Genomic DNA, 12,122 nt, shown 5'->3' with positions numbered 1-12,122 from the left:
GATTATAAGGAATAGATCGATGAATGAAAATGATAATATATTGAGATCTATTAACACAATATTGCTTGCCAAGGAGAAATATTCATGATGAGACAGACTGTATTGCTAACCCTTCAGGATATTCCATATTTTTGTTATCCCGAGTCCGTTGGCCATTATGTGGATCACCCCGAGCATTCCGTATTGCGGGAGGCCGGTGCACTTAATAACTTCAATATTCACTATGTAGCTTCAGGTAAGGGGTATGTGGAAGTGGACGGGATTATCCATGAGCTTCGGGCGGGTCAGGCGGTACTTTATTTCCCGCAGCAGCGCCAGCATTATTACAGCAGTGAAGACGATCCGTGGGATGTACGCTGGGTTCATTTCTACGGCGAACGTCTCCATGACTACATGATAGAACGGGGGCTGCACCGCAATCTGCTGTGGACCCTGCGGCAGCAGGCCCCTTGGGAAGAAGCCCATCTGGCCTTGCTCGACGAAGCCGAGCAGAACCGGATGCTGCGCCCGGCACAGCTGTCCACGTTGACGTATGCTGTACTGGCCGAGTTTGTCCAGCATGCGGTGCCTCTGAAAAATACACGTACCAGCCAAGCGGAGAACCGTATTCTCGGATTGCTCCCGCAGATGCAGCAGGAGGCATGTCAGCCGTTTTTACTTCAGAATTGGGCGGATCTGGCGGGTGTGAGCTCGTATTATTTTTGCAAATTGTTCAAGAGTGCCGTCGAGATGACACCAATGGAGTTCGTAACCCGTTCCCGGCTGCAGATGGCGAAGCAGTGGCTGCTCGAACGTCCAACAGCCAACATTGGACAGATTGCCGAGGAGGCGGGATACCCGAACGCCAGTTATTTCAACCGTCAGTTCATGGCGCACGAGGGCATGACACCTACGGAGTACCGAGGACTTTATCACAATTAATAACTACTATATATAGAGGTTCCAAGTAACCGCGGAATCGCAGATCCTCTGGGGTTTGACAGCGAGCTCAATCAAGTCTATTATGGATAAATTAAATCCGCATACAATGAGGTGCCCTCATGAAATATTCAAAAGCAACCAACTATGCCTTGCATACCATGCTTCACCTTGTGATTACAGAACCGGAGCAGTTGGTTAGTGTTCATCAACTGGCTGATTTGCAGAAAGTATCCCCAACCTATCTGTCCAAAATATTGACCAAACTGGTTAAGGCGGGCATGATTGAATCCACTTCCGGAGCCAATGGCGGCTATCGTCTGAGTCGCAAAAATCCGGACCCTTCGTTTCTGGAGATTATTCACGCCATTGAAGGGCAGGCTTCCCTGTTCGAATGCTCTCAGAACCATAACGAGGGCTGTCTAATTCAGCAGGTCATGATTCATGCCGAGGAACAGATGGAGAACTATCTAAGCAATAAGAAAATGTCCGAGCTGGCTGCCGAAATGAAGGCGCATCAGAGGTGACGTTTGGGTGAAGAGCGAAGCAGCTTCTAGCTGAGTGCGGCTTACCACTTTACTTTTGTATATAGGTACGAGTAGATCCAAAAGTCCGAGGAGAGGCATGAAGCAACAAGCCTATCTTTCGGACTTTTTTCGTAGTGAAAGCCAAGCATACAATATGCCGTTGTGCCTAATACAAACGCAATGGTACAATAAGGAAGATTAATAGATACATATCTTTTAAACCTATTACATCTCTGGAGGGACAACAGATGAGCCAATCAACCATCACAGGACTGGAACAATTGCTTGCACTCGAAAATATCCGTAACACGAAGGCACGCTATTGCCGCTTTATTGATACGAAGCAGTGGGACGCACTGGGCGATGTGTTTGCTCCGGATGCAGTAGCTGATTTCAGTACGGAAGGTAACCCCATTCCGGTATTAACGGGCCGTGACACCATCGTGCAGGTATTCCGTGACCTGGTGGATGTTGCTGTAACCGTGCATCACGTACACAGCGCCGAGGTTGAATTTGTATCCGCGAACGAAGCCAAGGTTATTTCTCCGATGGAGGATTGGGTAACATTCCCCGAAGGCAATGAGAACAAATCCTTCCACGGATTTGGACACTACCATGAGACGTTTGTTCAGATCGACGGTCAATGGTATATCAAGCATACAAGCCTGAAGCGTCTGCGTTTGGATCTGTTTGAATAGTATTCATGAGAGATATAAAGTAAATCAGAATAGCAAAAGCCCCAAGAACATCTTCCATGTCCTTGGGGCTTATTTTATATTGAGAATCCTAGCTTAACTTAGTCTGTCACTCCTTAAGAGCTTGACTTAGGACGAAGCGGAAGAAGCTTTTTTGCGTGACTGCATGGACAGGTATACCCAAGAGAACATCACGGATGCCAGAGCAACCACGGTCATGCCCCAGAAAATATTCGTGTAGGCTGACGACAAGGACAGCTGCTGCATCGCAGTGAGAGCTACGCCGGTTACGGCAACACTGAATGCACCGCTGAAGAACTGGCTAAGTTGGAACAGTCCCATGCCTGCACCCACCTGATCCATGGTCAGGTTATTGGACAGTTCGTTGGAAACGCTCGTTGTGAGAGCGGAGAAACCTACACTCAGCAGGATATAAATGACCATAATGGCATAGATGCTGTTATCTGCAAACAGAGCGAACAATCCCGCGGCAGCGAGCAGCAGCCATGGTGCAAACCTAAGCAGCTGTGTATTGCCATGTCTGTCAATCATTCGGCCAATCCGATTGGACAGCAGCATGGAGACAACTGCACCAGGGAAGATAACCAGTCCGGATTGGGCTGGTGTCAAGGCGTACAGATGGGCCAGAATTTGCGGCAAAAGAAACAGGGTCGCAAAGTTGTTAATGTAGGATACGATCCCTAGCGAACTGAGCATCATATATTTTTTGTTTTTGAACAGGGCTGGCTGAACAAATGGATCGGCCGCACGGCGAATCCGTAACCAGAACAATAGAAGTGCTACGACGCCCACGACAAGAGTGACCCACTCACGTGAAGTGAGGAACAGAAGAACGCCCGTTGTTCCGATCGCGAGAAGCAATGCACCCAGCAAGTCGAACGAACCCTTTTGCGGCATTTCACTTGGAAGCAGTTTGAAGAACACAGGGATCAGGAATAACGTTAATCCGGTAACGATAAAGAGATCATGCCATCCTAGAAATTGAGTAATGCTGCCGCCGATGACAGGACCAAGTCCAAGACCGAGGGAACTCGCAGACATAATCACGGCCATGGATTTACCCCGGCGGTCACTTGGAACATAACGCGTGATAAGCACGATGGCAAGTCCTGGCACGGATGCGGCCCCTGCTGCCTGAATCAGGCGTGCACAGAGCAGGAGAATGAAGTGATTGCTGAAGAATCCCAGAACGGATGCTGCACCAAGTAAAGTGAGTCCAGTTGTGAATAAGGTCCGAATCGGTACAAAGTCCGACAGGCGTGAAAAAGTAATCGACGAGATGGCAAAAACGATGGAATAACCTGTTACAATCCACGAAGAAGCAACAGATGAGAGCTGGAATTCGGCTGCAATTTTGGGCAGGGCCAGGTTGAACATCATCGTATTCATGACGACGAGAACGACCGTGAAACCGAGCAAACTTACAATTAACCCTTCCTGTAATCCGGTCGTTCGTTCCCCGGATGATGCGGTAGCGGTGTTATTCATGAAAACCTCCTTGATCTAATGTGTAATTTCGCAATATTTCAGAAACGGTATGTAACATTTGCAAAATGAGATATACAGCGAATCCCGTGCCTGACAGCAGGGGAACCATTGACGAAATTAAAAATTAAAGTTCGATTGGTATCGAACATTAGAAATATATCATGGAATTGTGCTAAAATACAATGGATAGTCTGAAAAAAGGAGACTACATTATGAAAATTTTACATCATCCTCAATTGGAGGATATTGAACTTTCTTCCGTGTTGTATGCCTTAAGTGATCCGATCCGTCTTGGTATTGTTGCGGAAGCAGCCAAGAGTGGAGAGCAGCCCTGCAGTCATTTTAATGCACCTGTTGTGAAGTCTACGATGTCCCATCATATTCGCACGCTGCGGGAAGCTGGCGTCATTCGGGTGAGGGTGCAGGGTACCCAGCATTTTCTTACATTGAGGTTGAAAGATCTGGAAACACGATTCCCGGGCCTTATGCAGCCTTTGTTGCAGGCCGCTGCTCAGGCGTCCACCCGTCAGTCCTAAAACTTGTCCTTTCTTCAGGCTGAAGAGGGGGCATTTTTTTATGCCTACTTGGGGGAAGCTCCTTTAATACACCTACTTATTTCAGCCTGTACAAGAAAAAATATACAAATTTTAATTTTGGGGTAATCCGCAGCCCTCCATGTTCCGAATATTATAATAGATGGTCTTTTTTGGGTGATGGATATTGAAGGACAACAGGGGGCGGGAGTATGGTGCATAATCCGGAAACCATTCAGGAATGTATCGAAAAGGCACGGCAAAGACTCTACCAGATCGCAAATTCACATGCGGAATTAATGCATCCGGAGGTCATTCGTCAATCGATGATTCTGGATGAGTTAATTAATGAATATAACAAATCCATTCGTCTAAACGGAAAAACACCCCGAGACAAAAGTCCCGGGATGTGATGATGCGACAATAATTCGCGCTCGTTCTATTCTTTTACCGCCCCAAGCACAATCCCCTTGACGAAGAAACGCTGCAGGAACGGATACACGAGCAGGATCGGCAGCGCGCCAATGAAGATCTGAGCAGCATTAACCGTACGTTGAGACATATTCTGAAGCTGCGTGGCATCCACATTCATGTTGGAGAAATCCTGCTGTACGATAATGGTCTGCATCAACGTAGCCAGCGGATATTTGGAAGCATCATTCATATAGATGAGCCCGTCAAACCAGGAGTTCCATTGGCCCACCATGGTGAATAGCGAGATCGTCGCAATCGCGGGCATGGACACCGGCAGATAGATCCGGAACAAGGTTGTAATATGGTTAGCTCCATCAATAAAAGCTGCCTCTTCCAGCTCTTTCGGAACATTACGGAAGAAGTTCATCATCAGAATCAGGTTCCAGACCGCAACTGCTCCTGGCAGAATCAGTGCCCACAGCGTGTTAATTAGCCCCAGCTTTTGAATCAAAATGTAAGAAGGGATCAGCCCGCCGCTGAACAGCATGGTGAAGATGAAAAACCAAGCATACATCGATCGTCCCTTGAAATGAAGACTTTCTTTTGATAATGGATATGCCGTCAGAATGACCAGCACCATACTGAGCAGCGTGCCAAGAACGGTACGCTGAACCGAGATCCAGAGCGCACTGAGAAAGTTGCTGTTACCAAACGTTTTGGTATAGGCGTCTACTGTAAAATCAATCGGCCAGAGTGTGACCAGATTGGCGGAGGCTGCTGCCTTGCCGCTGAAAGAGACCGCCAGAATATGAACGAGCGGCAGCACACACAGCAGTGAAACGGCCGCAATGAAGAACAGGTTGAAGCCATTGAATATCCGGTATCCGGTCGTTTTGTGATACACCTTGATTCCCCCTTAATGCAGTATGCTAAACCCCTTAGAAAATGCGGTAATTGGCGATTTTATAAGCCATCCGGTAGGCAGTAATGACTAGGAACATCGCGACAAAAGACTTGAATAGTCCGACCGCTGTTGCGAAGCTCATTTTGCCATTCAGGATACCCATCCGGTACACAAACGTGTCGATAATATCACCTTTCTCATACACGAGCGGGTTGTACAGATTGAAAATCTGGTCAAATCCTGCATTCAGAATATTGCCAAGGGACAGCGTTCCCACCACGATAATCATCGGCACCAGGGCAGGCAGCGTAATGTGCAGCGTCTGCTTGAGCCGTGTTGCCCCGTCCACCTCGGAAGCCTCATAGAGAGCCGGATTAATCCCCGCAAGCGCAGCCAGAAATACGATCGTGCCAAATCCGAATTCCTTCCATACATCACTGATGACAACCGTTACCCGAAACCAGTCACCATCTCCGAGAAAGAAAATTGGTTCAATCCCTGCAGCTGCCAGCACCTGATTCACCAGTCCGCCCTCTGGGGACAGCATGTCGAGCAGAATACCGCCTAGTACAACCCAGGACAGGAAGTGGGGCAGGTACACAAGTGTCTGTGAGAACCGTTTGAAGGTGGAGTTTCGTACCTCATTCAGCAAAATGGCGAATACCACCGGGGCCACCAGGCCAGCCACAATTTTCATGGAAGCAATCAGCACGGTATTCCAGATCACCTGCACACTGTCCGGATACTCGAACATGAACCGGAAGTTATCCCATCCCACCCATTTGGAGCCCGTGAATCCCAACCACGGTTTGAAATCCTGAAAAGCAATAATAATGCCGCCCATGGGTACATAGGCGAACAGCAATGTGAGCAGTACAGCAGGCAGCAGCATCAGGTGCAGCGGCCATGTGCGTTTGAAGTTCCAGCGGGTACGTTTGCGTGGATTGCGTATCGCCTGCCGTACCGGTGTGTTGGTTGTTAATGGTTGTTCCATAGCCATCAGAGTCCCTCCTTATGTATCGTCCAGCCTCCGCATGGTGAGGCATTCGGCCTCTTGCAAAAAGTGGAGCAACTGAATTATAGCAACGGAATAGGGTGCGCTATAGACCAACATTTCAAGGCGAATGTTGATTTGTTAACCTGTTGATGACATCCACACTTGCAAAAATCAATATAGATATGAAAGGGTTTTCAATATAGAATAGGACTTCGAACACGTTCGATTATATCTCGAGACAGGGTGAAACAATGAAATTCACTGTATTTGCAAAAACGGTCATTCTGCTGATCTGCCTGCTGGTGCCCATCTTGCTGCTCTATACCTATGCCAACCAGGCGAACGTGGACATGGTCGTGGAGGAGAAACAGCAATCGAGCTTGAACCAATTCAATTATTTCAGCTCCCAGGTAGATAAAAATATTGAGCAGCTCTCGCTCTATGGGCTTACCCTTCTGAGAGACCCCAGCATACTGCATTACCGTTACATGACGGAAACGACCAGCCAGTATGAGAAGAACAGCATTTATCTCGACATTCTCGACAAATTATCGTTGTACCAGTCCACCAGCCGTTGGAAAAACGACATTACAATTGTGCTTCCGCAGGCCGAACTGGTGTTATCCACCAAGGCAAGCCGAACCGTCTTCAATGAGAACATGCTGAAGTATCCCCAGCCTGGCCAGTGGCAATTGGATGAGGGAGGATTCACGTTTTTTTTCACGGACAATTACGAGTGGAATGCCAAGCCAGCGACGACAGGGGTTCGGACCGTGATGGAGATTAATTTTGATCCGATGAATATTGTTGCCATGCTGGACGACTTCAAGGAGGCGCAGGGAGGAGACCCTTTTCTGTACGTGCCAGGCAATGATCCCTTATTAAATCGCAGTGCTGACCCTGATCTGGTCCAGGCCATTATGGAAAATATGCCGTTGAACGGGCTGGACAGCGAGGGGAATCACCAGCTGGAGGCCGGTGGCAAGCAGTATCTGGTGAGTTATGTTCCTTCCAAACAGCTTCATGGCGTCTATGTGAATCCCGTTGTACTGGATGATCTGCTCAACCCGATGGATAAGAGCCGGAACATGTTTGTTACATCCATACTCCTGCTGCTGGCCTTGAGCATCGGGGCGGCATTATTGCTCTACCGCAAGGTACAGATTCCCATCTATCGCCTGATGCAGGGGCTGCAGCAGATTCGCAAAGGCCAGCTGTCGACCCGAATTCCGGTGGATCATTCACGCGATGAATTTGCGTATCTGACCCAGAGCTTCAATCATATGGCGGAACAAATTCAGGAATTGATCGAAAAGGTGTACGAGGAACGCATTCGTTCAAGAGAAGCCACGCTCAAGCATTTGCAGTCACAGATCAATCCGCACTTCCTGTACAACTGCCTGTTCTATATTAAAAATATGACCCAGCTCGGTCATTCGGAAGCCGTTATTGCGATGTCGCTGAGTTTGGGAGATTACTACCGGTATATCACCCGGGATGAGAATGACATGACAACGGTGGAGGAGGAAATTCGGCTGCTCGACAATTATTTGTCCATACAGCAGATGCGGACCAATCGGTTATCCTACGAAATTGCTGTACCGCAGGAGCTGATGCAGAAGCAGATTCCAAGGCTGCTCATTCAGCCGATTGTGGAGAATGCTGTCATTCATGGCATTGAACCAAGCGAAGGGAGTGGCCATATCGTGGTGACCGGAATGTCGGCCAAAGAGCAAATTCAAGGGAAATCCTTCAACCGCTACAGTTTGTTCGTGGATAACGATGGGGTTACGTTGACATCCGAAGAGATTGAAGAGTTGGAACGGGAAGTGAACGAGCCGATGGGCGAGGAGATCGGTACCGGCACCTGGAACGTTCACCAGCGTCTGGTTACACGATATGGGCATTCATCCGGGCTTCATTTTGCAGCGATTCCTTACGGGGGACTTAGTGTGGAAATACGATGGTTTGAGGAGGAGGAACAATTTCATGATGAATCTAATGGTCGTGGATGACGAACACTCAGCGGTGGAATCCATCGCTTCCTCTATCGCATGGAGGGAATATGGCATCGGTCAGGTATATAAGGCATATTCGGTCAAGGAAGCGCTGCAGCAGATGGCTGCCCATCAAGTTCATATCATCATTACAGATATCCGTATGCCGGGCCTGTCGGGACTGGATCTCGTTAGTCATATTCGGCAAAAGTGGGAGCAGACCAAATGCATTATTTTATCAGGACATGCGTCTTTTGATTATGCAAAACAGGCCCTTAAACACGGAACGGTAAGTTATCTGCTTAAACCGGTGCGCGATGAAGAACTGATCGAAGCCGTGCAGCAGGCCTCCGTGCAGATCCGGCTGGAAGGAGAGAAACAGCAGCTGCATCAGCGTGCCATGTATTCGGTAAGGGAGCATTTGCCGGAGAAAAGGGCCGAGTTAATGAAGGATGTGCTGCTCGGGCGCAAGTTTGCCGAAGATGAACTTGAGGGTAAGCTGGAACAATTGGAGATCGGCTTCCGGCCCCAGGATAAAATGCAGCTGCTGCTGATCCGCTATGATGACCCACAGCCAACGCATAGGGCATTTCGATTAATGAAATACGCCATATCCAATGTAGTGGAAGAAATCTTCAGCAGCAGCTACCATCTCTGTCATACCGATGATGCGTATGATGATCTGGTGTTCATGGCCAGTCCGAAACAGGCACAGTCAGAACCGGAACTGCTGATGGGACGGCTGGGTGATCGATTGATACACAGTGTGAAGCAGTATTTGAATGCAACAATCTCGCTATCGGTCAGCAAAACAGGCCGTTTCCCGCAGCAGGTACCGCAGCTGTATCATCAGGCTGTGAGTGCCTTGCGGAAGCAGGGTGAAGCAGGGAAAGGACTGCATCTGAATGCCGCAGCCAGCTCGCATGGAGCCTCCTTGAAATCACTTACTGCGCTCTATGAACCACCTGGTCTGACAACACTGCTGGAAGCCGGGAGAATGGAGGATGCACATCGCAAGATTGATCAGATCTTTGCCGAGCTATCAGGCAGCGTATTTCCGGAGCATGTCTACGTTGCCTTTCATTATCTGGCGGCAGCCTTCTCTTATATGGCTCACCGGGAAGGCAAACAGTTATCCGATGTGCTTGGAGAACAATATCAGCAGCTGCTGAAGGATGGTTATGGTGTATCGCTGCGGAGCCTGGAGGCATGGACCCGGAACGTCATGCAGCAATGGACAGAGCGTACTCAAGATTCGGGTCAAGAGAGCGGGTCCACCTTGATTCGGCAGGTACAGCACTGGATTGACCATCATCTGGGAGAAGATCTGTCCCTGCAGGTCATTGCGGAGCAGGTGCATCTGCATCCGGTGTATTTGTCCAAAATGTACAAACAGTCCACTGGCGAAGGCATCAGTGATTACATTATTCGCTCCAGAATGGAACGTGCCGTGCACCTGCTGAAGCATACCGGGATGAAGATCTATGAAGTCGGCCAGGAAGTGGGCTATAACAATACCCCTTACTTCATTCAAGTGTTTCGCAAGCATTATGGCCTGACACCACAGGATTTTCGGAACGGTTAACAAATCAATATGAACATTGAAATTGTGATATATGTTTGCCTCCCCGGCTGCACTATCCTTTTCATGTAAGGTGCATGAGCATGGATGGATGATGCGAGATGCACAAAGGGTATCCAAAGTTACCTGAGGAGGGGTTAGTTCATGTATAAAAAGATGATGACGGCAGTACTTGCATTAACCATGGTTGCTGTTACAGCATGCAGTTCGGGGGCCAAAGAGGAACCTGCGAAGGAAGCGGCTGCGCCGCTTGCGATGCAGAACGGGAAGTACGAACCAGCGGTGCAGATGAGCTACTTGCGGGCTTGGAACGATGACACGAAGTTTAAGAACGGGGAAACGGCACAGAGCAATGTGCATACCAAATGGGCCAAGGAGCGTCTCGGCATAGAGCTGACCACACCATGGGCTGTGTCCGTGACTAATGACGCCTTTTATACGAAGCTCCGCCTGTCTCTGTCTGCCAACGAGGAGCTGCCGGATATCGTCTCCATCCGTGGGGACTACAACCTGGTGCGTGAGTTGATTGAGTCCGGCAAGTTCGCTGATGCAGGTGCACTGTTTGATAAATATGCATCTGACACGTGGAAACAGGCGTCCGAATCGGCACCGGAGGAATGGTATCCTTACATGTATGAGGGTCAGCGTTACGGCATTCCGATCTTCGACTATGCCTACAACGGCGATCCGGTGATGTTTATCCGGGAAGACTGGCTGAAGAAGCTGGGACTGGAAGAACCGAAAACGCTCGATGAGCTGGTTGCGGTCATGGATGCATTTACGAATCAGGACCCGGATGGTAATGGCAAGAAGGATACGTATGGTTTGACCGTCGGCATGAAGAATGCGCTGAATACATGGATGACGGAATCCGGCTGGATCTTCGGCATGTATAACACGATGCCAGGACAATGGAACGAGGCTGAAGACGGAACACTGCAATACGGCTCGGTGCAGCCGGGAGTGAAGGAAGGTCTGGCTACAATGAAAGACTGGCTCTCCAAAGGCTATCTGCCCAAGGAAGCTGGCGTATATGATGAGATCAAGGCAGCTGAACTGTTTACGGCAGGCAAGGCCGGGATCATCGTGGGTCCGCACTGGATGCCTAACTGGCCCATTGATGACGTGAAGAAAAATGTGAACGGTGCCACCTATAAAGCCATCGCTCTGCCAACCGGCCCGACGGGTGAGAGTCATCATCATGGTTCCGGGGCCAGCAACGGGGTTGTGTTGATCAACAAGGATATGGCTAACCCGGAGGTGTTCTTCACCTATCAGAATTATCTGTTTGATAACTTTGCCAATCCGGAGGTGGGCAGTGAGTTCGAGCATGGGTTTGCCCAAGGATATGATTATGACATCGTGGACGGCAAAGTCGTGGGCGAAGCTGAAGTGAAAGATGGCGTATCGCCGCTGAAATACACCATTACCTATGACGGTGCACGGATTCCAAACCTGATGATGGATACGCTCGCAGAACTCGCGACAGGCAAGGAGCCTGAAACACCTTTTGAGAAAAATACGAGCATTGCCAACAAACCGGAAGTATTTGCCGCAGCTCAAGTTGTCGTTGCGCATAAGGATGATGCCATCAAGAACAAGTTCACGGGTGCGCCAACCGATACAATGAAGATGAAGAAGGATGCACTCGACAAGCTGGAGAAGGATACGTTCAGCAAAATCATCTATGGGCAAGTTGGCATTGAGGAATTTGATGCGTTTGTAACGAAGTGGAAGTCGATGGGTGGCGACGATATTACCGCCGAAGTTAACGAATGGTTTAAGACCGTGAATTAATACGGTAACTGATTCAACAGTAAGAGGGAGGTTACACTTTGCCACTCCGATTGCAGTACCATCTTTCGATCGCTGTTATCCCCAGATTTTTTTTGATTCCTCTATTTAGAGGATAAAATCCGGTGATAAAGGCGAGCGCTTCGCTTCTCCAGATTGGTTCTGCACTCTCCGTTTTCGTGTAACCTTAACTGTCTGAATGGAGTCGTACTACTAAAGTATTAAAAGAAGAGTGAGGGTTTCGTGAATACA

The 12,122-nt window shown here is 48.9% G+C and carries 11 protein-coding genes; 8 read left to right on the top strand and 3 right to left on the bottom strand.

The window, feature by feature from the left end; all coding sequences use genetic code 11:
* Window positions 1–84 precede the first annotated feature (84 nt).
* From AC3WQ3_RS16910 to AC3WQ3_RS16900, 3 genes are all read left to right on the top strand, one after another.
* Complete coding sequence (locus AC3WQ3_RS16910) at window positions 85–921, top strand: AraC family transcriptional regulator (RefSeq protein ID WP_492472854.1); 837 nt, start codon at window positions 85–87, stop codon at window positions 919–921.
* Window positions 922–1,040: 119 nt separating this feature from the next.
* Window positions 1,041–1,445 carry an Rrf2 family transcriptional regulator gene (locus tag AC3WQ3_RS16905; RefSeq protein WP_127539726.1) on the top strand — a complete coding sequence of 135 codons (405 nt, stop codon included), beginning with the start codon at window positions 1,041–1,043 and terminating at the stop codon, window positions 1,443–1,445.
* Window positions 1,446–1,693: 248 nt separating this feature from the next.
* Entirely contained in the window at window positions 1,694–2,143 is a 450-nt protein-coding gene (locus AC3WQ3_RS16900) for a nuclear transport factor 2 family protein (RefSeq protein ID WP_095292280.1), read from the top strand.
* Between the two features lie 126 nt (window positions 2,144–2,269).
* On the opposite strand, the gene AC3WQ3_RS16895 is transcribed toward AC3WQ3_RS16900, so the two are convergent.
* The gene (locus AC3WQ3_RS16895; protein WP_127539730.1) at window positions 2,270–3,649 is read right to left on the bottom strand and encodes an MFS transporter; all 1,380 of its coding nucleotides are present in this window, start codon (window positions 3,647–3,649) and stop codon (window positions 2,270–2,272) included.
* A gap of 212 nt (window positions 3,650–3,861) precedes the next feature.
* Here AC3WQ3_RS16895 and AC3WQ3_RS16890 point away from each other — a divergent pair, with 212 nt between their 5' ends.
* Both AC3WQ3_RS16890 and AC3WQ3_RS16885 read left to right on the top strand, forming a co-directional pair.
* Window positions 3,862–4,185: an ArsR/SmtB family transcription factor gene (locus AC3WQ3_RS16890; protein WP_492472853.1), complete on the top strand. Its 324-nt coding sequence runs from the start codon at window positions 3,862–3,864 to the stop codon at window positions 4,183–4,185.
* A 209-nt stretch (window positions 4,186–4,394) separates the two neighbouring features.
* Window positions 4,395–4,595 carry an aspartyl-phosphate phosphatase Spo0E family protein gene (locus AC3WQ3_RS16885; protein WP_127539734.1) on the top strand — a complete coding sequence of 67 codons (201 nt, stop codon included), beginning with the start codon at window positions 4,395–4,397 and terminating at the stop codon, window positions 4,593–4,595.
* A 26-nt stretch (window positions 4,596–4,621) separates the two neighbouring features.
* On the opposite strand, the gene AC3WQ3_RS16880 is transcribed toward AC3WQ3_RS16885, so the two are convergent.
* Both AC3WQ3_RS16880 and AC3WQ3_RS16875 read right to left on the bottom strand, forming a co-directional pair.
* Window positions 4,622–5,500 (bottom strand): carbohydrate ABC transporter permease, encoded by an 879-nt coding sequence (locus AC3WQ3_RS16880; protein WP_095292286.1) that lies wholly within the window; start codon window positions 5,498–5,500, stop codon window positions 4,622–4,624.
* 34 nt (window positions 5,501–5,534) lie between these two features.
* Window positions 5,535–6,500 carry an ABC transporter permease gene (locus AC3WQ3_RS16875; RefSeq protein WP_095361708.1) on the bottom strand — a complete coding sequence of 322 codons (966 nt, stop codon included), beginning with the start codon at window positions 6,498–6,500 and terminating at the stop codon, window positions 5,535–5,537.
* Between the two features lie 248 nt (window positions 6,501–6,748).
* On the opposite strand from AC3WQ3_RS16875, the gene AC3WQ3_RS16870 reads away from it, so the two are divergent.
* From AC3WQ3_RS16870 to AC3WQ3_RS16860, 3 genes are all read left to right on the top strand, one after another.
* A complete protein-coding gene (locus AC3WQ3_RS16870) occupies window positions 6,749–8,512 on the top strand; it encodes a sensor histidine kinase (RefSeq protein ID WP_492472852.1) in 1,764 nt (587 codons plus the stop codon).
* Entirely contained in the window at window positions 8,487–10,079 is a 1,593-nt protein-coding gene (locus AC3WQ3_RS16865) for a response regulator transcription factor (protein WP_492472851.1), read from the top strand. The genes AC3WQ3_RS16870 and AC3WQ3_RS16865 overlap by 26 nt, the downstream gene beginning before the upstream one ends.
* Before the next feature lie 141 nt (window positions 10,080–10,220).
* The gene (locus AC3WQ3_RS16860; RefSeq protein ID WP_492472850.1) at window positions 10,221–11,873 is read left to right on the top strand and encodes an extracellular solute-binding protein; all 1,653 of its coding nucleotides are present in this window, start codon (window positions 10,221–10,223) and stop codon (window positions 11,871–11,873) included.
* Window positions 11,874–12,122 lie beyond the last annotated feature (249 nt).

The organism is Paenibacillus sp. FW104-T2 (genome assembly GCF_058789975.1).
The sequence above is the reverse complement of the archived record's forward strand: the minus strand, read 5'-3'. Positions and strand labels throughout refer to the sequence as shown.